General features: G+C 56.2%; 21 protein-coding genes. 13 read left to right on the forward strand and 8 right to left on the reverse strand.

Going from position 1 to position 21,033, the window contains the following annotated elements; all coding sequences use genetic code 11:
• Positions 1-23: 23 nt before the first annotated feature.
• From SIB56_RS12010 to miaA, 3 genes are all read right to left on the reverse strand, one after another.
• Entirely contained in the window at positions 24-1,013 is a 990-nt protein-coding gene (locus SIB56_RS12010) for a GntR family transcriptional regulator (RefSeq protein ID WP_413324161.1), read from the reverse strand.
• A gap of 340 nt (positions 1,014-1,353) precedes the next feature.
• Positions 1,354-2,016 carry a translation initiation factor IF-3 gene (gene infC, locus SIB56_RS12015; RefSeq protein WP_413324162.1) on the reverse strand — a complete coding sequence of 221 codons (663 nt, stop codon included), beginning with the start codon at positions 2,014-2,016 and terminating at the stop codon, positions 1,354-1,356.
• 54 nt (positions 2,017-2,070) lie between these two features.
• Positions 2,071-2,967, reverse strand: a complete 897-nt coding sequence (gene miaA / locus SIB56_RS12020; protein WP_413327364.1) for a tRNA (adenosine(37)-N6)-dimethylallyltransferase MiaA — start codon at positions 2,965-2,967, stop codon at positions 2,071-2,073.
• Positions 2,968-3,119: 152 nt separating this feature from the next.
• Between miaA and gyrB the strand changes: the two genes are divergently transcribed.
• From gyrB to SIB56_RS12040, 4 genes are read left to right on the forward strand one after another with little or no spacing between them, the layout of a single operon-like run.
• A complete protein-coding gene (gyrB, locus tag SIB56_RS12025; protein WP_413324164.1) occupies positions 3,120-5,087 on the forward strand; it encodes a DNA topoisomerase (ATP-hydrolyzing) subunit B in 1,968 nt (655 codons plus the stop codon).
• Positions 5,087-5,425, forward strand: coding sequence for an SH3 domain-containing protein (locus SIB56_RS12030; protein WP_413324165.1), 339 nt, complete (start codon positions 5,087-5,089; stop codon positions 5,423-5,425). The genes gyrB and SIB56_RS12030 overlap by 1 nt, the downstream gene beginning before the upstream one ends.
• Positions 5,418-5,828 (forward strand): fluoride efflux transporter FluC, encoded by a 411-nt coding sequence (locus SIB56_RS12035; protein ID WP_413327366.1) that lies wholly within the window; start codon positions 5,418-5,420, stop codon positions 5,826-5,828. Before SIB56_RS12030 ends, SIB56_RS12035 begins: the two co-directional genes overlap by 8 nt.
• The gene (locus tag SIB56_RS12040) at positions 5,821-6,225 is read left to right on the forward strand and encodes a fluoride efflux transporter FluC (RefSeq protein WP_413324166.1); all 405 of its coding nucleotides are present in this window, start codon (positions 5,821-5,823) and stop codon (positions 6,223-6,225) included. Before SIB56_RS12035 ends, SIB56_RS12040 begins: the two co-directional genes overlap by 8 nt.
• On the opposite strand, the gene SIB56_RS12045 is transcribed toward SIB56_RS12040, so the two are convergent.
• Positions 6,200-6,679, reverse strand: a complete 480-nt coding sequence (locus SIB56_RS12045; protein WP_413324167.1) for a glutathione peroxidase — start codon at positions 6,677-6,679, stop codon at positions 6,200-6,202. The two genes, SIB56_RS12040 and SIB56_RS12045, sit on opposite strands and share 26 nt — an antisense overlap.
• 133 nt (positions 6,680-6,812) lie before the next feature.
• Here SIB56_RS12045 and mgtE point away from each other — a divergent pair, with 133 nt between their 5' ends.
• Together mgtE and SIB56_RS12055 are read left to right on the forward strand one after the other, a co-directional pair.
• Positions 6,813-8,222: a magnesium transporter gene (gene mgtE / locus SIB56_RS12050; RefSeq protein ID WP_413327368.1), complete on the forward strand. Its 1,410-nt coding sequence runs from the start codon at positions 6,813-6,815 to the stop codon at positions 8,220-8,222.
• Positions 8,223-8,274: 52 nt separating this feature from the next.
• Complete coding sequence (locus SIB56_RS12055; RefSeq protein ID WP_413324168.1) at positions 8,275-9,333, forward strand: RpoD/SigA family RNA polymerase sigma factor; 1,059 nt, start codon at positions 8,275-8,277, stop codon at positions 9,331-9,333.
• Positions 9,334-9,386: 53 nt separating this feature from the next.
• Here the strand turns inward: SIB56_RS12055 and SIB56_RS12060 are convergent, their stop codons facing one another.
• The 3 genes from SIB56_RS12060 to SIB56_RS12070 are packed head-to-tail and all read right to left on the reverse strand — an operon-like array spanning position 9,387 to position 14,794.
• On the reverse strand, positions 9,387-10,358 hold the full coding sequence (locus SIB56_RS12060; RefSeq protein ID WP_413324169.1) for an alpha/beta fold hydrolase: 972 nt from the start codon (positions 10,356-10,358) through the stop codon (positions 9,387-9,389).
• Complete coding sequence (locus SIB56_RS12065) at positions 10,333-13,626, reverse strand: efflux RND transporter permease subunit (RefSeq protein ID WP_413324170.1); 3,294 nt, start codon at positions 13,624-13,626, stop codon at positions 10,333-10,335. Before SIB56_RS12065 ends, SIB56_RS12060 begins: the two co-directional genes overlap by 26 nt.
• A gap of 7 nt (positions 13,627-13,633) precedes the next feature.
• Positions 13,634-14,794, reverse strand: coding sequence for an efflux RND transporter periplasmic adaptor subunit (locus tag SIB56_RS12070; protein WP_413324171.1), 1,161 nt, complete (start codon positions 14,792-14,794; stop codon positions 13,634-13,636).
• Positions 14,795-15,261: 467 nt separating this feature from the next.
• On the opposite strand from SIB56_RS12070, the gene SIB56_RS12075 reads away from it, so the two are divergent.
• From SIB56_RS12075 to SIB56_RS12100, 6 genes are all read left to right on the forward strand, one after another.
• Positions 15,262-15,477: a DUF2811 domain-containing protein gene (locus SIB56_RS12075; RefSeq protein WP_413324172.1), complete on the forward strand. Its 216-nt coding sequence runs from the start codon at positions 15,262-15,264 to the stop codon at positions 15,475-15,477.
• Positions 15,474-15,617 carry a hypothetical protein gene (locus tag SIB56_RS12080; protein ID WP_413324173.1) on the forward strand — a complete coding sequence of 48 codons (144 nt, stop codon included), beginning with the start codon at positions 15,474-15,476 and terminating at the stop codon, positions 15,615-15,617. Before SIB56_RS12075 ends, SIB56_RS12080 begins: the two co-directional genes overlap by 4 nt.
• 178 nt (positions 15,618-15,795) lie before the next feature.
• Complete coding sequence (locus SIB56_RS12085; RefSeq protein WP_413324174.1) at positions 15,796-16,335, forward strand: PA-phosphatase; 540 nt, start codon at positions 15,796-15,798, stop codon at positions 16,333-16,335.
• Between the two features lie 27 nt (positions 16,336-16,362).
• Positions 16,363-16,527 carry a hypothetical protein gene (locus SIB56_RS12090; protein WP_413324175.1) on the forward strand — a complete coding sequence of 55 codons (165 nt, stop codon included), beginning with the start codon at positions 16,363-16,365 and terminating at the stop codon, positions 16,525-16,527.
• Positions 16,528-16,576: 49 nt separating this feature from the next.
• Positions 16,577-17,716: an 8-oxo-dGTP diphosphatase MutT gene (mutT, locus tag SIB56_RS12095; protein ID WP_413324176.1), complete on the forward strand. Its 1,140-nt coding sequence runs from the start codon at positions 16,577-16,579 to the stop codon at positions 17,714-17,716.
• A gap of 124 nt (positions 17,717-17,840) precedes the next feature.
• A complete protein-coding gene (locus SIB56_RS12100) occupies positions 17,841-18,875 on the forward strand; it encodes a carbohydrate kinase family protein (RefSeq protein WP_413324177.1) in 1,035 nt (344 codons plus the stop codon).
• A gap of 43 nt (positions 18,876-18,918) precedes the next feature.
• On the opposite strand, the gene tsaE is transcribed toward SIB56_RS12100, so the two are convergent.
• A complete protein-coding gene (gene tsaE, locus SIB56_RS12105) occupies positions 18,919-19,413 on the reverse strand; it encodes a tRNA (adenosine(37)-N6)-threonylcarbamoyltransferase complex ATPase subunit type 1 TsaE (RefSeq protein ID WP_413327370.1) in 495 nt (164 codons plus the stop codon).
• 30 nt (positions 19,414-19,443) lie between these two features.
• Here tsaE and ahcY point away from each other — a divergent pair, with 30 nt between their 5' ends.
• On the forward strand, positions 19,444-20,874 hold the full coding sequence (ahcY, locus tag SIB56_RS12110; RefSeq protein ID WP_413324178.1) for an adenosylhomocysteinase: 1,431 nt from the start codon (positions 19,444-19,446) through the stop codon (positions 20,872-20,874).
• Positions 20,875-21,033: the final 159 nt, after the last annotated feature.

The raw sequence follows: 21,033 nt of genomic DNA on the forward strand, positions 1-21,033 counted from the left end.
TCCGGCAGTGTCCCTTGCGAACTTCAGCTCACCTGAAGCCCAATCTCCTTGCGCAGCAGTTCAATCGTGTCTCCGCTGAGGTAGCTCTGTGAGCAGTGCACCTGAGGCATTCGCATCAACTGGGAACGATTCTGACGCAGGCTCTGTTCCACCAGAGGCAAGCTCGGACGATCACACAGCACATGACTAGAAGCCCTCAGAAGGGCGAGCAAACGGCTTCCGATGTCAGGGGTGGCTGTCATCAGCAGCAGCTCATTGCCGCGCATGCTGTGAAGGATCACTTCTGCTGCCCGCAAGATTCCCGGGCTGATGCTTACTAGCCCGACACAACTGCCCTGCCGCAGCTCCTTAAGCATGGCCAGCTCCTCCCGGAAGTCATTGAGGTCCACGGCCACGGCACGTACGCCATGCCTTTTTGCCAGCTCTTCCACCGGCTGAAGGAAATAACGGCTTGTCACAACGGTGCCGTTGCTGGCACTCTCCAGAATGCTCTCTAGTTCCTCCATGGGAACCACCTCAACTGGCACGTCGAGGCTTGGTTCGAGTTCTTCCGCAATCAACATCGAGGCACCGATATCTTCGCGGGGTGTGCTCACCAGTACCCTGGCGCCGCACCGCAGCCGCCAGTCAATTTCCCTGGTCAGCAGTTCTCTGGTCTGCTGAAGAGTGCAGCCCGCATTCAGCAAACCATCCACACACTTGCGCACTTCGCGGTCCACATCGGTGACACCCCGATGGCGGGGGTTCACCGGTGTGCGCATTTCCCTCGGCTTCTGCTGATCGCGTACATAAATTCCTGAGCCAGCCATGGCCTCTACAACACCGTCGGTCTCCAACTGGCGGTAGACCTTGCTGATGGTGTTGCGGTGCAATCCGGTCTGCATAGCCAGCTGTCGCGTGCTGGGCAGTCGGTGTCCCGGTGGGTAATGCCGTGCGGCGATGGCGAAGCAGATCTGGTTGTAGAGCTGAGTCGATGCCGGGATGTCGCTTTCCTGTTGGATGTGGAATCGCACGCCGGTGGGCCAGATCGAATTGCGGCCACCTTAAGGACTGATGGGCTCGGTGACAATTATCCCGGTGGTCAGTGTCCCTGTGCCAATTGCACGGACCCTTCCGGGCTCAATGAGATTTCAGCGTTTAACCAAGGTGATTTCGCTCTGTCACTACCTGTGTTTGGTGTTGCAGTGATGCGCTCGATTTTTGGCTGAGGCCTGGTTTGCATCCCTCATTCCCAGGCCAATCTTCGAGTGATGACCAGATGCAACTTTTGAGTGGATTAGGTCTCAGTCAGACCCTGCCATGGCCGATGGGATCAATGCCAACCCAAGTGAACCCCAATGGGTTTTGTAAGGATCAGCCGTTGCTCGCGGGTTTGCTTGTCTGCCTGGCTGCCGCTGCTCGCGGCGGTGCCGTGATCGTTCTCACTGCCTTGTTGGCCGCTTCCTCTTTTTCGTCCTGTTTGGCAAGTGGTGTCTTGCGTGGGGTGAGGAACATGATCATGTTGCGACCCTCGCGCTTCGGGGGCTGCTGAATCTCGGCCGGCTCTTCAAGGTCCTTTGCCATCCGCCGCAGCAGAACTTCAGCAAGGGCAGTGTGTTGAATTTCGCGGCCGCGGAAGATCACGGTGCATTTGACTTTGTCACCGGCCTTGAGAAAGCGCTGTGCCTGACCGATGCGCACGTCGTAATCGTGCTGATCGATCTTGTATCGCATTTTGACTTCCTTAACCTCAGTCTGGTGCGACTTTTTCTTGGCTTCCTTAGCCTTTTTTTCTTGTTCGAATTTGTATTTGCCGTAGTCCATGATCCGGCAAACAGGTGGATCAGCCTTTTCGCTGACAAGAACTAGATCAAGTTCCCGTTCCTTGGCCACTGAAAGAGCTTCTTCACGATCGATCACTCCAAGCTGGGTGCCGTCTGCATCCACCACACGAAGCTGCGGGTAGTTAATGCGATCGTTGATGTTGGGCAGCTCCCTGACAGGAGCACGGCGGTCAAAACGGGGACGTGGTGGCATTCAGTGAAGAAGAGGCTGCCGGAGAGAAATCTGGGCCCGGCGGAGTTTCACCCCTCACCCTAAACCGGCTTCGATCTGATGACTTGCCTCGTTGAAGGGATCGGTATCACTGAGCCAATAAGGCTGGTGTTGACGCCTGAACCAGGTGCGCTGGCGCTTGGCGAAGCGCTGCGTGCGCGTCGTGGTGATCTCGATCGCACTGGCTTGATCGAGTTCGCCATCCAACACCTGCAGTGCTTCTTCGTAGCCAATGGTCTGCAACAGGGGCAGGCCGGCTCCGTAGCGCTGCTTCAGCCGCTGGGTCTCCTCAATGAGGCCCTGTGCATAGAGCTGTTCGGTGCGCTGCCTGATGCGCTGGCGCAGATCAGCCGGATTGAGGCCGAGTTCCAGAACACGCCAGGGTGGAGGACTGACACCGGTCTGGGAACTCATCGGTTTGCCTGAGGCGTAGAGCACCTCGAGAGCCCGTTGGGTGCGTACGGCATCGGCTGGGGCGATTTTTCTGCCTGCCTGCGGGTCCGCAGCCATCAGCAACTGATGACATGTTTTCTGGCCCAGTGCAGCAAGTTGCTGACGCAGTGCCGGTTGCGGTGCGACCGAGGGTGGCTTCAGACCGGCGGTAAGCGCTTTGAGATACAGGCCGCTTCCTCCCACAAGAAAAGCTGCCCCGCGTTGTTTCAGATTGCGGTTCACCGCTGTGAGGGCCTCGTCTTGAAATTCGCGCAGAGTGATCGGTTGATTTGGGCGGCGCAGGTCGAGCAAATGATGCGGCACCCGGACTCTTTGCTCGGTTGTCGGTTTGGCGGTGCCTATATCCATCTCCCTGTAGAGCTGCCGGGAATCGATGTTCAGAATCTCCAGCTCAAAGCGTTCCGCCAGCTCGAGCGCCAGGGCCGTTTTGCCGCTGGCAGTCGGTCCCAGCAGCACCACCACCAGTGGTGGACGCTGCATTGACTTTGGCGCCGCGGCTGGGTTCAGGTCAGGCATGGAGCTGGATGGGGGTGCACCCCCTGAAAAAATGACGCCTCAGAGGCCTCTGCAAGCGTCTCTGGCAAGCCAGTGGTAGATTCACCCTGACAGGAAGCCTGGCCGATCCAGATCGCATGAGCGAAGCCGCGAAAGTACAGGCGGCCTATGGCGCCGAACAAATCCAGGTGCTTGAAGGCCTCGAGCCTGTTCGAAAACGCCCTGGTATGTATATCGGCTCCACCGGGCCGAGAGGACTCCATCACCTCGTTTATGAGGTGGTCGACAACTCTGTGGATGAAGCCCTGGCGGGCCACTGCACCCAGATTCAGGTTGTCCTTGCCGAGGATGGCTCCGCTTGCATCACCGACAACGGCCGAGGCATTCCAACGGATGTTCACCCGCGTACGGGCAAGAGTGCTCTGGAAACCGTGCTTACCGTGCTTCACGCCGGTGGCAAGTTTGGTGCAGGTGGATACAAGGTTTCCGGTGGTCTGCATGGCGTCGGCGTTTCAGTTGTCAATGCACTGAGCGAATGGGTAGAGGTCACCGTTCGCCGTCAGTCCAAGGTGCACCGTCAGCGCTTTGAGCGTGGTGCTCCAATCGGAAGTCTCCAGTCGGAAGACCAGCCTGCCGATGAAAACGGACTCACAGGAACGAGTGTTCGCTTCAAGCCCGATGTCGAAATTTTCACAGTCGGCATCGAGTTCGATTACGCCACTCTCTCGGCACGATTGCGTGAGCTTGCCTACCTCAATGGTGGTGTGAAAATTGTCTTTCGCGATGAGCGCGAGTGCGCTTGTGATGCAGAAGGCAATCCGCATGAAGAGGTGTATTTCTACGAGGGTGGAATTAAGGAATATGTTGCCTACATGAATGCTGAAAAGGATGCATTACATCCTGAGATCATTTATGTGAATGCTGAAAAAGATGGTGTCTCTATTGAGGCAGCGCTCCAGTGGTGTGTGGATGCCTATTCCGACAGCATTCTTGGTTTTGCCAACAATATCCGCACAGTTGATGGTGGTACTCATATTGAAGGTCTGAAAACAGTTTTGACTCGCACGCTCAACACCTTCGCTCGCAAGCGGGGTAAGAGAAAGGAGTCCGATTCGAATCTTGCAGGGGAAAACATTCGAGAGGGACTAACGGCTGTTTTGTCTGTCAAAGTTCCTGAACCTGAATTTGAAGGTCAGACGAAAACCAAGCTTGGTAATACAGAAGTTCGCGGCATTGTTGACAATCTTGTTGGTGAGGCTCTCAGCCAGTATTTGGAATTCAATCCAGGGGTGATCGACATGATCCTGGAGAAGGCAATTCAGGCCTTCAATGCCGCCGAAGCTGCACGCCGTGCTCGTGAACTTGTAAGGCGTAAGAGTGTTCTGGAGAGTTCAACGTTGCCTGGCAAGCTGGCTGATTGCAGTTCCAGGGATCCTGCCGAATCCGAGATCTATATCGTTGAGGGTGATTCAGCCGGGGGCTCTGCCAAGCAAGGTCGCGACCGACGCTTTCAGGCGATCCTGCCGTTGCGGGGCAAAATTCTCAATATTGAGAAGACCGATGATGCCAAGATCTACAAAAACACGGAAATTCAGGCGCTGATCACAGCACTTGGCCTCGGCATCAAAGGTGAGGATTTTGATGTGAAGAATCTTCGCTATCACCGCGTTGTAATCATGACTGATGCTGATGTTGATGGAGCGCATATCCGCACATTGTTGCTTACATTCTTCTATCGTTACCAGAAAGAATTAGTTGAGGGTGGTTATATTTATATTGCCTGCCCGCCTCTTTATAAAGTTGAGCGAGGAAAGAAACATAATTATTGCTACAACGAATCCCAATTACAGAAAACCCTGGATGGATTTGGTGAAAAGGCCAATTACAACATTCAGCGATTCAAGGGATTAGGGGAAATGATGCCGCAGCAGCTTTGGGAAACCACAATGGATCCCACGACCCGCACCATGAAGCGAGTGGAGATTGAAGACGCCCTTGAGGCTGATCGTATCTTCACGATCCTCATGGGTGACAAAGTTGCCCCTCGTCGCGAATTCATTGAAACCCACAGTGCTGAGCTCGACATGGCGGCGCTCGACATCTGATGAATCGTTCGACAACGATGATGTTGCGCTGGAGCTGGCTGCTTGGCGTGTCTCTGTTCGGGCCTGTCGCCTTGCCAGCAGGTGGGGCTGAGCGCCGATTACCTCAGATTCGTCGGCATCAGAGCAGTGATCCTTTGCTCAGTGGTGACGACTGTCTGCTTCAGGGCAGTCCGCTTGTTGCAGCTCCCGTTCTGCAGAGGCTTGAGATTGGCACTCCGTTGCATTTGTTGCGTCGTTGGCGCAGTGAGGACGGGAGTGACTGGATTCAGGTGCAGGTCGCGACTGGTTCCGTACTTTCCGGCTCCGTCGAGCAACAGCGAGGCTGGGTTCATCGCTGATGTCAGCCCTTATGAGGCTCTGATGGTCGGACTCGGGGCCATTCCAGGCGCCTGGTTGCGTTTGAGGGTGGTGAACCACTTTGAACCTCTCGTTCCTCGTAAGCACTGGGGCACCTTTCTGGTGAATCTTGTTGCTGCTTTTTCTCTGGGTCTGGTGCTTGGTCTGCAGAGAGCAGGGTTATGTGACGGATCAGTTGGTCAAGCGGATACATCGGCGCTGATCCTGATGGTGGGAACCGGTTTTTTCGGAAGCCTCAGCACTTTTTCCACTTTCGCAGTAGAAGTCCTGGTCACCCTGCGAGAACGTCGTTGGCGTGAAGCCGCTTTGCTCACCACTGGCTCTGTGATGGTCGGGCTCTTTGCGGCTGCTGCAGGCTTCAGTCTTGGTCTGATCGATGCCTGAACACACCCCGTCTTTGGGCACCGAGCTTCAGGAGCTGCTGCTGGTCGCGGTTGGAGCGGTCCCTGGTGCCTTGTTGCGCTGGCAATTCAGCGTCGTTTTGCATGATCGCGACGTTCTGGTGAATGTGTTCGGATCCCTGATCCTGGGTCTGTTGTCAGGTCTGCCGTATCGGCCAAGGCTTCAGCTGCTCGCAGGGATTGGTTTTTGCGGTTCATTGACCACCTTCAGCAGCTGGATGGTCAATAGTGTGGATCTGATTGTTTCGGGAGAGCCACTTGCGGCGCTGGGACTGATCGGAATGACACTCGGGCTGGGCCTTGGGGGCGCAGCCCTTGGTCTGTTGATCGGCCGAAATATCAGCGCACTGGTGCTCAGGCTTTCAGAGCCGCCTCAATAGAGCTATTGAGCTCTGCATCTTCAGGAGCGACACCACTTTTAAAGCGTTTGAGAACGGTACCGTCCTTGCCGACAAGGAATTTTTCGAAATTCCACTCCACAGAGCCGGCCGGCTCTGTTTGATTCAGTGTTGTGTAGGGCTCCGTTGTGCTGCCGGTTGCATGCACCTTGTCGAACAGCTCGAAACTGGCGCCGTAGGTGGTCGAGCAGAAGCTTTTGATTTCTTCCAGGCTTCCCGGCTCCTGAGCTCCGAAGTCGTTGCAGGGAAAGCCCAGAACGCGGAGGCCTTGATCGCCGTACTTGTCTTGCAGAGCCTGAAGTCCGGCGTATTGCTTGGTGAAGCCGCAGCGGCTGGCCACGTTCACGATCAACAGCACTTTGCCGGAATAGGCACCAAGAGATTTCTCGCTGCCGTCCGGGGTGCGCACGGAAACGGTGCTGATGCTGGGAGCCATGGGGTTGCTTATGGAATGCCGCAGACGATAACCGTCTTGCATCGGCATAAACTTTGGTGCGCTGGGTACGGGCATGGATCGGGCACCGGACTCCAGTGAGAGCATTGTTCTGAGTGATGCACCTTCTCACCAGATGGTTGTGGAAGTGGTCGCTCGTCAGCTGGAATCGATGCTGAGCGTTGGGAACTACGACGGTGTCAAGATTCTTCTGGCCCCAGTGCAGCCGGTTGATGTGGCCGAAGCGATCGGTAGCCTTCCCCGCACGAAGCAGGCTCTTGCCTTTCGTCTGTTGCGCAAAGACGAGGCGATCGAGGTCTATGAGTATCTCGAGCCTCCTGTTCAGCAGAGCCTGCTTGAGCGCTTGCGCTCCGGTGAAGTGCTCGAGCTGGTGGAGGAAATGTCCCCTGACGACCGAGTGCGTTTGTTCGATGAGCTCCCTGCCAAGGTGGTGCGCCGCCTGCTGGCAGAGCTCAGTCCGGTTGAGCGTCGCGTGACAGCTCAGCTTCTCGGTTACGACAGCGAGACGGCTGGTCGTTTGATGACCACGGAGTACATCGATCTGAAAGAGTTTCAGAGTGCAGCTCAGGCGCTCACGATCGTTCGGAGGCGAGCACGTGATACCGAGACGATCTACAGCTTGTACGTCACCGACGGACAGCGTCATCTCACCGGAATCCTGTCCCTTCGGGACCTCGTCACAGCAGACCCTGAGGACCGCATCGGCGATGTGATGACCAGGGACGTTGTCAGCGTCAAGACCGACACGGATCAGGAGGAGGTGGCAAGGGCCATCCAGCGTTATGACTTTCTTGCCGTTCCGGTCGTTGACCGGGAGCGTCGTCTTGTGGGCATCGTCACGGTTGATGACGTGATCGATGTGATCGAGCAGGAGGCGACGCGTGATCTTTACGCAGCCGGTGCGGTGGAGGCCGGCGATGAAGACGATTACTTCCAGAGCAACCTGTTCACCGTTGCTCGACGCCGGGTTGTGTGGCTGTCTGTGCTGGTGGTCGCCAGCTTGGTCACCTCTGAAGTCATCGCACTCAATGAAGAGGTGCTGAAGGAAGTGGTGCTGCTTGCCGCCTTCATCCCTCTGCTGGCAGGAACCGGTGGCAACGTCGGCGCCCAGAGCTCAACTGTGGTGATTCGTGGTTTGAGCACGCAGAGCATCACCTCACTTGGTCAGCTCAGGGCTGTGGCGCGCGAAGCCGCCGCTGGTCTGTTGCTGGGTCTGTTGATGATGTTGCTGGTGGTTCCTTTTGCCTGGTGGCGTGGCCAAAGCCCTTTGGTGGGTCTGTCCGTGGGGACAAGCTTGTTGGCGATCACGACTTTGGCAGCGACTGCCGGGGCTGGTTTTCCATTGCTGTTCAACCGTCTTGGCTGGGATCCGGCGCTTATGTCCACTCCTTTCATCACCACCTGCACTGATGTGGTGGGCACTCTGATCTATCTAAAAACCGCGCAATGGCTGCTGATCAACATGCCTCAGCTGCTCACGGCCACAGGTATTTCTACCCAATTACAAGCTTTCGCTCATTTCTGAGAGGACGTTTACGTTTCTTAGGAGTACGCTTTACACAACTCAATGAAGCGTCATGGCACCTGCTATCGCCGCTGCGTCTGTAGCGACATCTCTCCAAGTTGTTCCCTCAAAAGCGGCTCCCTCCAAGGGTTCTATCGGCAAGCCTGTTGCTGTGAGATCAGCGGGGGCTGATGTCGACCTGGTGCGTTCCTATCTGCGGGATATCGGCCGTGTACCGCTGCTGAGCCATCAGCAGGAAATCACGTTGGGTCGTCAGGTGCAGGAACTGATGGATCTGGAGGCGCAAGAAGCGGAACTGAGTGATCAGCGCGGTGGGGAGAAAGTGCCTGCAGCCGACCTTGCCAAGGCAGCAGGTCTGAGTGCAGTGCAGCTCAAGCGCAAACTTCAGGCTGGTCGCCGTGCCAAGGAGCGGATGGTGGCAGCGAACCTGCGTTTGGTGGTGAGTGTCGCCAAGAAATACACCAAGCGGAACATGGAGCTGCTGGATCTGATCCAGGAGGGAACGATCGGTCTGGTGCGTGGTGTGGAGAAGTTCGACCCGACCAGGGGATACAAGTTCAGCACCTACGCGTACTGGTGGATCCGTCAGGGAATCACGCGTGCGATTGCGGAGAAGAGCAGAACGATCCGTCTGCCGATCCACATCACGGAGATGCTGAACAAGCTGAAGAAAGGTCAGCGTGAACTGAGCCAGGAGCTTGGTCGCACGCCATCGGTGACGGAGCTGGCTGGATTTGTGGAGCTGCCTGAGGAAGAGGTGAAGGAACTGATGTGCCGCGCACGTCAGCCGGTGAGCCTTGAGATGAAGGTGGGCGACGGAGATGACACCGAATTGCTGGATCTGCTGGCAGGCGATGGAGAACTGCCGAGTGAACAGGTGGAAGGTGAATGCCTGAAGGGAGATCTGCGCGATCTGCTGGGGCAGCTGCCAGAACTGCAGGAACGGGTGCTGCGGATGAGGTATGGAATGGACGGTGAAGACCCGATGAGCCTCACGGGCATCGGCCGCGTGATCGGTATCAGTCGGGATCGTGTCCGCAACTTGGAGCGTGATGGTTTAGCTGGATTGCGTCGTCTGAGTGACCAGGTTGAGGCTTATGTTGCTTGCTGAGATGCCTCAGATCAAGTTTTCAATTTAATATTTACTAAAAAATGTTATACTAACTAATGTTTAATGTTCTTAAAATATTGTACTAACAACTTGTTTACTTTTTCTGGTTGTTCATCGTGCGGGCAATGTCCTTTGTCGGGTAATACAAATATTGATTGTATGCATGGGAAAGTTTCTGCCCATCTATGTGCCTCTTCTACAGGCTCCCAGGGATCCTTTTCTCCCCAAATCAGGTGAACCGGTTGATGCAGATTTTTGAAAAGATCTGGCGCGAGATGGTCATCAAACAGGTTGATGAATCCGCGGAATGCTTCTGCGGCGCCGTTGCGCTGCGTTGGCCTGTAGAGAAGTTCCACCAGCTCATCATCGACGTTGGCGCCGCTGGGGTAGGCCTGGCCCAGCACGCTACGAATCACACTGCGTCGTGCTGCATTTCGGAACAGTGCTGAGCTCAGCCAGCGCTGGCTGACCAGCAACTTCAACAATGGTCGAATCCAGGCCATCCAGGCAGGCTGGCTGGCGAGTTGTTTGTCGTCCATCAGGCGCTGGGCACAGTCGATCAATACAACGCCTTTGCAGCGATTGCCGAGCAGCTGTGCGGCGCGTAGTGTCACCACTCCACCGATTGAGTTCCCCACGAGCACCACTGGCCTCTGCACCACTTCCTTGCAGAAATCAGCGACCTGCATACCCCAGAGATCGAAGCTGTAGGTGAGTGCTTCAGAGCCATCTGCCTGGTCTGGACCTGGTCGTTCTCCCGGCAGCAAAGCCCGAGGTTGACTGCTGGCACCGAATCCGATCAGGTCAAGGGCATAGGTGCGGGTGTACTTCCCTAAAACAGGCAGATTATGGCGCCAGTGATGGCTGCTGGCGCCGAAGCCGTGAACCAGCACCATTGCCTGAGCAGTGTCTTGTTCCGATTGATCAGTGGCTTCACCATGACATTGCCAGGCGACATCCAGGCAGGAACCGTTTGGTCGTTCCCAGGTCCAGTGAGCTTCAGCCGGCACCGGCGATAGATGCATTGTCGCTGCCATCCTGCTGGTTCTTGCCGAACCAGCGTGACTCAAGCCCCTTGATCACCACATAAAAGGGTGGAACGACACCCAGAGACAGCACCGTGGCCACCACCAGACCTCCGAAAATCACTGTGCCCAGTGACTGCTGACTGTGGGCTCCGGCTCCGTTGGCCACAACCAGAGGCAGAAAGCCTGCAAGTGCAGCGATGGCGGTCATCAGAATCGGACGAAGCCGTGATTCTGCTGATTCGATCACCGCTTCAGCAGCAGTTTTTCCTTGTTCAAGCCTTTGCTCAGCGACCTCCACAATCAGGATTCCGTTTTTAGCTGCGAGCCCGATCAGAGTCACGAGACCTACCTGCGCGTAGATGTTGAGGTCGATCGAGCGGATGCCGAGGAAGGCCAGTGCTCCCAGCATCGCCAGTGGAACCGTGGCAAGAATCACCACCGGCGTGACGTAGCTCTCATATTGAGCGGAGAGCACCAGATAGACAATCAATAGGCCAAGGCCGAACACAAGAACGCTTGCGCTGCCTGCGGAGAGCTGAAGAGCGGCCAGACCTGTGAAGGCATAGCCGATGTTGGTGTAATTCTGTTTGTTGAAGATCTGCTGGATGGCTGTGAGCGCCTGTCCACTGCTCTTGCCAACGGCTTCTGCACCTTGGATGAGAATCGAGCGGTAGAGGTTGTAGTGACTGATCACGGGTGGAGCGCTGCTCAAATCGGCGCTCGCGAACTGGGAGACCTGAATTAGCTCACCATCTCTGCTGCGCACGTAACTGCTGAGGATGTCATCGACGCTCTTGCGCTGTTCAGCCTGTCCCTGCACATAGATGTTGCGAACCTGTCCACTCTCATAAGTCAGGCCTGAGTAGTTGCCTCCGGCAAGCACAGCGATGGTGTCCATCGCCTGCTGATAGTCGACGTTCAGTGCGCCCATCACGTCGCGATCGATCGAGAGGCCCACGGCGGGAGAGCTGGGGTTGAACTGCGTGTAGACGTTTGAGAAATCTCCGCTTGCGTTAGCGGTCTTGATGAGCTCGCCAGCCATTTCTGAGAGCTCGTTGAAGTTGTAAGAGCCGTTGCTGAGATCGTTGAACTGGAAATAAAAGCCTCCCTGGGCTGAAAAGCCTGGAACCGCAGGTGGGCCGATAGCCACCGCAAGACCTCCGCTAAGGTCGATCAGCTGAGCATTGAGCCTGTCGATGATGGCTTCGGCGCTGTGCTGACTTCCCTTGCGTTCCGAAAGCGGTTTGAGTCCGAAGAAGAACAGACCCTGGTCCGGACTGGAGCCGTTGAAGCCTGATCCGCTGATGATGGACGCGTTCTCAATATCAGTTTCCTTGCTGAGCACTTCGGCGATCTGAGTACCGAGTTTCTTGGTCTCAACCAGGGAAGCACCATTCTGAAGTTGGAAGATGCCCAGTCCGTATCCCTGATCCTCCTCTGGGATGAAGGCACTGGGAATGGCGGTGAAGGCCAGCAGGGTAATCACGATGCCTGCTACCAGCCCGCCCATAACAAGCTTTCTTGCTTGGATCAATCTCTCAAGCAAATTGGCGTAGGCCTTCTGCAGTCGATCGAAGCCAGCGTTGAAGCTGCTGAAGATCCTGGAGAGATTGGCTCCTGCGAACCCACCGATCAGCACTCCGGCTACGTAGGTCCAGTTGCCGAATGAATTGGCGCTGAACTTGCCGAAGGCAAGCCCCACGATCACTCCGGCGACGATCCATCCCCAGCCCTTGGGTTGCCTGGGCTGGTCCTTTGGAAGGATCAGCCCCGAAAGCATCGGGGAGAAGGTCAGTGCGTTGAACGCTGAGATGGCGATCGAGAAGGCGATCGTCAGTGCAAATTGTTTGTAGATGATGCCGATGCCGCCGGGATAAAAGGCGACAGGCGCGAACACCGCCATCAGCACTAGGGCTGTTGCCACAAGTGCGCCGAAAAGTTCTCCCATGCACTCAAGCGCTGCCTGCCTGGGTCGCATGCCTTTTTCGATATTGCTTGAGACCGCTTCAATCACCACGATGGCATCGTCCACAACAAGTCCTGTTGCCAGGACAAGGCCCAGCAGTGTGAGCTGATTGATCGAAAAGCCGAAAACGTTCAGAAAGGCAAAGGTGCCCACCAGCGAGATCGGGATGGCCAGGCTGGGGACGATGGTGGCCCTCCAGTTCTGCAGGAACAGAAACAGGATGATCAGCACGAGCACGATTGCCAGGCCGAGTGCGTCAATGACGCCATCAACGGAGGCTTCAATGAACTGACCGATGTCATAGATCTGATTGACCTGCACGCCAGGAGGAACCGTTGCTGCAAACTGATTCATCTGCTCCACCACGGCGTTGGAGACGTCCAGTGCATTGCTGGATGGCGTCTGATAAACGGCCACAGTCAGAGAGGGATGATTTTTTTTGTCAGTGGCCTGAATCGAGTAAGTGTTAGTGCCGTAACGAACTTCTCCCACATCACGCAGCTTCAGCAGATTGCCGTTCTCGCTGCGGTTGATGATCAGATTCTCGAACTGCTCGATCGAGATCAGATTGCCGTTGTTTTCAACAAGAATCGGGTAGGTGAAGGCCTGATCGCCGGTAGCTGGTGGCCCTCCGACCAGACCGCCAACTGCAACGGTGTTCTGTGATTGCACAGCTGAAATCACATCCTCGGATGTAAGGCCATTGGCTGCCAGTTTGTCGGGATCCACGAACAGCCAGAAGGCAGGGTTGGCACCGCCGTAGACGGTGACCGTTGCCACACCTTCAACTCTTGAGAGCGGGTAGTACAACTGCTCGTAGATCAGTCCATTGAGATAGCCGGCGTCAAACTGGCCTTCGCTCGAACCCACCTCGTAGGCGAGCAGAATAGAGGGTGTGCTCTGTTTGACCGAAACGCCAGTGGATTGAACCTGGGAAGGCAGCTGCGGCATCGCCAGGGTCACCCTGTTCTGCACATTGACCTGGTCAATATCGATGTCGGTTGTTTCATCGAAATAAACGCTGATCGTGCTGTTTCCCTCCATGTCGCTGTTGGAGGAGATGTAACTGATCCCGGGGACACCGTTGATCTGCTGCTCCAGTGGATTGGTCACCGCCTGCTCGGTCACCTCTGCATTGGCACCTCCGTAAACGGACGAAACCTGAATGAGCGGATTGGCGATGTTCGGGAGATTGGCGATCGGCAGATTCGGAATGCTGATCAGGCCAACGAGCACGATCAGAATGCTGCAGACAGTTGTCAGGACCGGCCGTTTGATGAATTTGTCGGAAAAGGACATCTCGGGTTCAGTCCTTTGCGCCCTTGGTCGAGCTGCTGCCGCTGGTTGTGTTGGCGGGAGCCACTTTCACTGGCATGCCGCTGCGCAGTCGACTGGTGTTGCTGATCGCCACGACGTCAGCCTGATTCAGCCCTGATTTCACCGGGTAGAGATTGTTCTGCAGTGGGCCCAGTTGCACTGGTGTCTGCACAACGACCGGCGTACTGGCAGGCAGCTTCTCCAGTTTTTTCTTCGTTGATGCAGGGACAGTTGCGGAGGCCTTGATCTTGGGCAGGGCTCTGCTTAAAGGTATGAGCTTGTAAACGAATGGTTGTTCCGCCTGCATCATCACTGCCTGCACAGGAACTGCCAGCGATTTCTTGCTTCCAGTGATGATTGCACTCTTCACGTATTGACCGGTTTTCAGTTTTCCGGTGAGATTCGGGAATTCAGCTTTCACCATCAAGGTATTGGGCGTACTTGTGTTGCCGCTCATTCCGAAATAGGGAGAGATGAACACCACCGACCCCTTTCCCTGCACCGGAGGATTCCCCTGCGAGACCACTTTCACGCTCTGCCCGATCGCAACATCCCCTGCCTGCGTTGCAGGAATCTGCATCAGGGTCCACAGGGTTGAGTTATTCACGATGCCTGTGATGGCCTGGCCGGTCTTCACGTAATCACCAAGCTTCACCTTGTCGAGGTCACCGACGATGCCGTCAATCGGTGATCGGACAAATTTGTAGCCGAGGTCTGCTGCTGAGCTTCGGGCCTGATCACGGGACGCAATCGCCTGCGTGACGTACCGATCACGCTCTTTGGCTGACGTGGCTCCGTTCTTGAACAGGAATTCGTATCTCTCCGCGTTGAGTTTGTCGGTCCGGGCCTGAGCTCTTGCTGCATCGAGTGCAGCGCTCTCCTGCACGTTGTCCAGCACCAGGATCGGTTGTCCCGCCTTGACCTGTTGACCATCCCTGGCCAGCACCCGAACCACACGGCCGTCGGTCTCGGGCCGCAGGGCCACGTTGGTGGTGGATTCCAGAACGCTGATGGCCTGGATGTTCGGTTCGAAGGTGGCTTCTGAGATCGTCGCCGTCTGAACGGTCATCATGCGAGCTTCCTGTTTGGGCTTTCCGCAGGCCGCCAGCAATGCTGCAGCTGCAAGAGTGCACAACAGGGTTTTCCGCACTGAATCCCACTCAGGTAGGCAGGACGTTACCGGTTTTTTTCCGACAACACAGCAACGGAGGGCATGTACGCACATTCGCTGCGGCCTTTGTTGTGAAACCAAGCGATTCAGGTTTCTGGTCATCCGGGTTGGATTGATCAGCAGCGGTGAACAGCGGCTGATCCTGCTGTGGCCATCAGGTTTTGCACAGTTTTTCCACAGGGCTGTCGAGGTGCATCTCAACTGTGGAGCTGGCTTTTGGTTAGTGCAGGGGAAAAGCCCAAACCTCCTTCACGAGCGGCGGCTGGAGCATCGCTGGCTTTGCAGCCCTGTGCCTTTGGGAAACCAGAACCCCCGGCATCACTGAGTTCCAACGATCATCGAGATTCACTTAGGCAGGAATCCGCTTTTTTGACAGGTCGTCGGTTGGCATGGCCTGATGGTTGCTTGACAGCAGATGGCCTGAGTTGCACGAGACCCCTGATGCGATGCCCTCCCGGATTGGTGTGGAAAATCAGTTGCCGGAGGATCTGCATCACGCCATGGGTGTATTCATTGAGAAACATCCCTTGTGGGATGAATACCGCCTGCTCCCGGAGCCGGCGGGCATGGCCGGGTTCCTGTTTCAGCAGGGTTGCAAGGACCCATCGGCGGTGCGTCACCACCTCGGTGGTCTGTTTCCTCGGGAGTTCTGCAAGCTTTGAAGGATCGATCCACTGCATTGCTGGAGCGCTGCAGCGATCAGCTGTTGTTGGTGGGTGCGGCATCGACGTTGCGATCCTCTCCAGAAGCCCTGGATGTTCAGATCTGCTGGTCAGTGGCCTGTGGTCGAGGAGAGCCTTGATCCTTATCCCATCTTGATTGCTGAAGTGATGCTGCAGTTTCCGGCGCACTGCTTTGGCTTTGGAGGAGATGCCTTGAATTCCAAATGTGCCTATTGATTGGATTCGAGCTTGCGCAACAGAGTCAACTTCTGGAGTGGAGGGGTTTAAGTGATGGGCCAAGCAGCACGACAACCATCAGTGAAGATTCGGCGTGCTGTTCTTGCCTGTGGATTGGTAGCTGGTGTGAGCGCGGTCGCAATAACTCCTGCCGAAGCGAATCCTGCCGATGGGCTTGCGTTGAATTTGGCTCCCTTGGCAAATGTGGTTGGGAAGCCACCTCTTCCGGGCAGTGATCGATTGAAAAGGGATCTGGCGGTGTTGCGCTGGCAGCAGTTTGCTCGTGATTCCGGGTTGGTGGGTCATGCATGGAGCTATCTCGGTCGGGAGATCGGTCGGTTCCAAGCGGCCATTGGTTCGGATTTTGAGAAGACAGCGCCACTCATCGGAGCAGGCGTGCCTCAGTTTGTGCGCTTGGTTGATGAGGCCAAAAACCAGCTCAAGGTTGTCTATGACCGGTCACGCCCGTTCCTGAGCTATCCGGATCTCAAACCTTGTCTCCCGCTTGAGTCTTCGCAGAGCTATCCCAGTGGCCATGCCACTTGGTATGTGAGCACAAGCTTGCTTCTGGCGGATCTGCTGCCAGAACATCGAGAGCGTTTGCTGGCGGTTGGGCACTAGGGGATGGCAGCTCTTGTGACATGCGGCATGCATTATCCGAGTGACGTGGAAGCGGGTCAGCGCCTGGGGGAAGCTGCTGTTAAACAGATCCTGCTGAGTCCTCAGTGGCAGCGTTTCAAGCGGTCTGTTCAGAAAGAGATCAAGGCATTGATGACGCCGCCTCCCGCGGGGATGCCAGTTGTTTACGACTAGTGCTTTGGGTTTGGGTGAGGGCAACGATCACGCTGATTCGGCCTCGGGCTTGGCTGCTGATCTGTTGGTGTGGTGGGTCGCCGGCGGACGCCGTGATGTTGCTCAAAAGCCCTGGATGTTTCCCGCCCACGGGCGTTGGCCTGCTCCTGAGGAGAGTCTCGATCCGTATGGCATCTGGATCGCTGAAGTGATGCTGCAGCAAACTCAGCTGCAGGTAGTGCTCCCCTACTGGAAGCGCTGGATGGAAGCCTTCCCAAGGCTTGAGCTTCTTGCTTCAGCGTCAGAACAGCAGGTGCTTTTGCTCTGGCAGGGCCTTGGCTATTACTCACGGGCACGTCGTCTGCACGCGACATCCCGGTTGCTGCTCGCTCAGCTTGAGCGCAGTGATGTTGAGAGCAATGGTTTCAACCAGCCCAGTCATTGGCCCGTCGACCCTGAGGTCTGGCTGGAGTTGCCAGGTATCGGTCGCAGCACAGCTGGTGGAATTCTTTCTTCGGCTTTCAATAGCCCTCTGGCGATCCTCGATGGCAATGTGCGCCGTGTGCTGGCCCGGTTGCATGCCCATCCTGAACCGCCCATGCGAGCGCAGTCCCAGTTCTGGCTCTGGAGCGAAAACCTGATTGACGCAGTTCCTGGTTTGAGCCGCAATCTCAATCAGGCTCTGATGGATCTCGGTGCCACGGTCTGTACCCCACGTCATCCTTCCTGTGAGGTTTGTCCGTGGGATGCGCTTTGCGCTGCCTACGCTTCCGATTCTCCTCAGCAGTACCCAGTGAAAGAGGCACCTCGCGAGATTCCCTTTCAAGTCATCGGTGTGGGCGTGGTTATCAACGACGCAGGTGAGGTTCTGATTGATCAGCGCCTCAATGAGGGCCTGCTTGGCGGTTTATGGGAATTTCCAGGTGGTAAGCAGGAGCCTGGTGAGCTCATTACGGACACCATCTGCCGGGAGTTGAGGGAGGAGCTGGCGATTGAAGTCAGGGTTGAGCAGGAACTCATCAAGGTTGATCACGCCTACAGCCACAAGAAGCTGCGTTTTGAGGTTCATCTCTGTCATTGGCTTGCAGGTGATCCCCAACCTCTGGCAAGCCAGCAAGTGCGCTGGGTGAAACCGTCTGAGCTCGCCGATTACCCTTTCCCCGCAGCGAATTCGCGCATCATTGCAGCACTGCTAAAGCATCTTGATTGAGGCTTTCTTGCTCCACTGAGTTGCGGTCGTTGGAGCGCAACTGGCAAGTAGGGCAGAACTCCCGTTGCCCTGCCTGACGTCCAGCTGATTTCTGGCCAGGCTGCTGATAGCCGCCGCAGGTCTGATGTCTGATTCCGCGCCGCAGGTGATTTGTCTCGGTGAGGCTCTCGTTGATCGACTGGGACCACTGGGTTGTGACCCTGCCACTGCTGATCCAAAGGATTGTGATGATCGCCTAGGTGGGGCTCCTGCCAATGTGGCTTGTGCGCTGGCCCGACTTGGAACTCCCGTCGCCTTCATCGGGCGCCTGGGTGCCGATGTCATCGGCAATAACTTTCAGGAAATGCTGGGTAATCGCGGTGTTGATCTGCGCGGTCTCCAGATTGACCCGCAAAGGCCCAGTCGGGTGGTGCTTGTACGTCGTGATTCCAGCGGTGAGCGTGTCTTTCAGGGATTCGCAGGTGATCGCGGCGAGGGGTTTGCCGATCAGGCTCTGACTCAGACCAGTCTTGATCCGATCTGGTGCGCGCTAGCAGCGGAAGCTCGCTGGCTGTTGGTTGGCACCATCCCTCTGGCTACGCAGGATTCTTTAGCAACCCTGCGCTCGGCAGTCAGTCAGGCCGAGCGGGATGGTGTGCGCATCGCCCTGGATGTGAACTGGCGACCAACGTTCTGGGACCGCTCTGCTGAACCTCTTGCAGGCCCTACACCTGAGGCTTTGGTTCTGATGCAACCCCTGCTTGAGAAAGCGCAGTTGATCAAGCTGGCCAGGGAGGAGGCGCAGTGGCTTTTCCGCAGTAGCGATCCAGCAGCGATCAGTGCATCTCTGTTGCAGCGGCCCGATGTTCTGGTGACTGACGGAGGACAACCGGTGCGTTGGTTCCTGGCCGGCCATTGCGGTTCAATGCCGGTTCTGGCTCCGCCTCAGATTGTTGATACCACTGGCGCTGGAGACGCTTTCACAGCAGGACTGCTGCATCAACTGGTGAAACTCATCCCTTTGACCGGCCAGCCATTTCAGCTCAGTGCAAAAGTTGTGGAGCAGGTTGTACGTTTCGCGGCTGCCTGCGGTGCCCTCGTCTGTGCCGGTGCGGGGGCGATTGATCCGCAGCCTCTGCCCAGCATGGTGGTGGAGTTTCTTGATCAGCTCGATTCCTGAGCGTCTCCTGGCCTGACTTCGACATTCCCTCAAAGGCTCCTAGCTAGCAGTTGCCTGCGTCGCTTCGTGTCAGTTTTGCCAGTCGACCGCCGTCATCCCGATGGCTCAGTTTCAGCCGCCAGGCCTCAGGAAGCTGCAGGCTGAGTCTTTCCGCCCATTCCACAACGAGCATGGCGCCCATCCCCAAAGCTTCTTCCTCTTCCTGAAGGAACAGTTCATTGGCAGCAGCTTGTTGCTCCAGCCGGTAGAGATCCATGTGAATCAGCGGTGGTCTGCCCTGGGGGTAGTGCTGTGAGAGAGCAAAAGTGGGGCTGGTGATCGGTTCGTTGATTCCCATTTCGGAGGCAATGCCCTGCACGAGGGACGTCTTACCCGCTCCCAGAGTGCCCTCAAGCAGCAGCAGCGTTGGACGCTGAGGCTGTTGCACTAGATACCTTCCTAGGGCTCTGGTGGCCTCCAGGTCCTTCAGGATCCAGCTCCGATCGGTAGATTGCTTGATAAGCGAGCCCGAAGCCTCGGCGTCTCCGCAGATATTCAACTCCACATTCCTTCAGGGAGCACCGAAACCATGGTGGCAGCGCCTACGTCCGCGGCTGAGCAGAAGCTTGGCGTCGATTGCGTCATCGCCGATATCAACCAGGCCGATTTCGGTCGTAAGGAGCTCGATATCGCTGAGACCGAAATGCCTGGTCTGATGGCCTTGCGTAAGAAATACGGCAGTGAAAAGCCCCTGAAGGGAGCGCGTATCGCTGGATCGCTGCATATGACGATCCAGACCGCGGTTCTGATTGAAACCCTGGTCGAACTCGGCGCCGATGTGCGTTGGGCCTCATGCAACATCTTCTCCACGCAGGATCACGCTGCTGCCGCAATCGCTGCCCAGGGAATCCCCGTGTTCGCGGTCAAGGGGGAAACTCTTGAGGACTACTGGGAGTACACCCACCGCATCCTCGAGTGGGGAGACGGCGGTTCTCCCAACATGATCCTGGATGACGGTGGCGACGCCACCGGTTTGGTGATGCTGGGCAGCAAGGCCGAACAGGACATCACCGTTCTCGACAATCCCTCTAATGAGGAAGAGACATATCTGTTCGCTTCAATCAAGAAGAAGCTCTCTCAGGACCCAAGTTTTTACAGCCGAACCAAAGCTCAGATCCAGGGTGTGACTGAAGAAACCACCACGGGGGTGGCGCGTCTCTACAAAATGCAGAAAAGCGGGGAGTTGCCTTTCCCTGCCATCAACGTCAACGATTCGGTCACCAAGAGCAAATTCGACAATCTCTACGGCTGTCGTGAATCATTGGTTGACAGCATCAAGCGTGCCACCGACGTGATGGTGGCCGGTAAGCAGGCGCTTGTTATCGGCTATGGCGATGTCGGTAAGGGCTCTGCACAGTCCTTGCGTGGGCTGGGTGCCACCGTCTGTATTGCTGAGGTAGATCCGATCTGCGCGCTTCAGGCTGCCATGGAGGGCTATCGCGTCGTCCGTCTGGAGGATGTGGTTGAAGAGATGGATATCTTCGTGACCGCCACCGGCAACTATCAGGTGATTCGTAATGAGCACCTATTGAAGATGAAGGACGAGGCGATCGTCTGCAACATCGGTCATTTCGACAACGAAATTGATGTCGCTTCCCTGAAGGACTATGAATGGGAGAACATCAAGCCGCAGGTTGATCACATCACCCTGCCCAGCGGCAACAAGATCATCCTTCTGGCGGAAGGACGTCTGGTGAATCTGGGTTGCGCCACTGGTCATCCCAGTTTCGTGATGAGCAACTCCTTCACCAATCAGGTGCTCGCTCAGATCGAGCTCTTCACCAAGGGCAATGAGTACGGCAAGGAGGTTTACGTTCTGCCGAAACACCTTGATGAAATGGTGGCTCGCCTGCACTTGGGTCGCATTGGCGCCCAGCTCACTGAGCTCAGCAAGGATCAAGCCGACTACATCAATGTGCCGGTTGAAGGTCCTTACAAGCCCGATCACTATCGGTATTGATCTTTCAGGATGTCTGTATGGCCAGGTTCCCTTCGGACCTGGCTTTTTTGTTGAATTTCACCGATTTGGCATCAATATAGTTCAGCAATTGCGTTCTTTTCGAAGCAAAATTCAGGCGTAGACGAGTTGGGTAAAATGATTTAAAAACAGGAAGTAAAT

It is taken from the genome of Synechococcus sp. MIT S9503 (assembly GCF_047304175.1).
In the GTDB taxonomy this organism is placed as follows: domain Bacteria; phylum Cyanobacteriota; class Cyanobacteriia; order PCC-6307; family Cyanobiaceae; genus Synechococcus_C.

Bases quoted from the DNA above. Each gene is read 5' to 3' on its own strand.
- mgtE (WP_413327368.1), top strand. From the start codon at position 6,813: ATGGTTGTGGAAGTGGTCGCTCGTCAGCTGGAATCGATGCTGAGCGTT.
- SIB56_RS12055 (WP_413324168.1), top strand. From the start codon at position 8,275: ATGGCACCTGCTATCGCCGCTGCGTCTGTAGCGACATCTCTCCAAGTT.
- SIB56_RS12090 (WP_413324175.1), top strand. From the start codon at position 16,363: ATGCATTATCCGAGTGACGTGGAAGCGGGTCAGCGCCTGGGGGAAGCT.
- SIB56_RS12045 (WP_413324167.1), bottom strand. From the start codon at position 6,679: ATGGCTCCCAGCATCAGCACCGTTTCCGTGCGCACCCCGGACGGCAGC.
- SIB56_RS12040 (WP_413324166.1), top strand. From the start codon at position 5,821: ATGCCTGAACACACCCCGTCTTTGGGCACCGAGCTTCAGGAGCTGCTG.
- ahcY (WP_413324178.1), top strand. From the start codon at position 19,444: ATGGTGGCAGCGCCTACGTCCGCGGCTGAGCAGAAGCTTGGCGTCGAT.
- miaA (WP_413327364.1), bottom strand. From the start codon at position 2,967: ATGCAGCGTCCACCACTGGTGGTGGTGCTGCTGGGACCGACTGCCAGC.
- infC (WP_413324162.1), bottom strand. From the start codon at position 2,016: ATGCCACCACGTCCCCGTTTTGACCGCCGTGCTCCTGTCAGGGAGCTG.
- SIB56_RS12060 (WP_413324169.1), bottom strand. From the start codon at position 10,358: ATGCATCTATCGCCGGTGCCGGCTGAAGCTCACTGGACCTGGGAACGA.
- SIB56_RS12030 (WP_413324165.1), top strand. From the start codon at position 5,087: ATGAATCGTTCGACAACGATGATGTTGCGCTGGAGCTGGCTGCTTGGC.
- SIB56_RS12065 (WP_413324170.1), bottom strand. From the start codon at position 13,626: ATGTCCTTTTCCGACAAATTCATCAAACGGCCGGTCCTGACAACTGTC.
- SIB56_RS12075 (WP_413324172.1), top strand. From the start codon at position 15,262: ATGCCCTCCCGGATTGGTGTGGAAAATCAGTTGCCGGAGGATCTGCAT.
- gyrB (WP_413324164.1), top strand. From the start codon at position 3,120: ATGAGCGAAGCCGCGAAAGTACAGGCGGCCTATGGCGCCGAACAAATC.
- SIB56_RS12100 (WP_413324177.1), top strand. From the start codon at position 17,841: ATGTCTGATTCCGCGCCGCAGGTGATTTGTCTCGGTGAGGCTCTCGTT.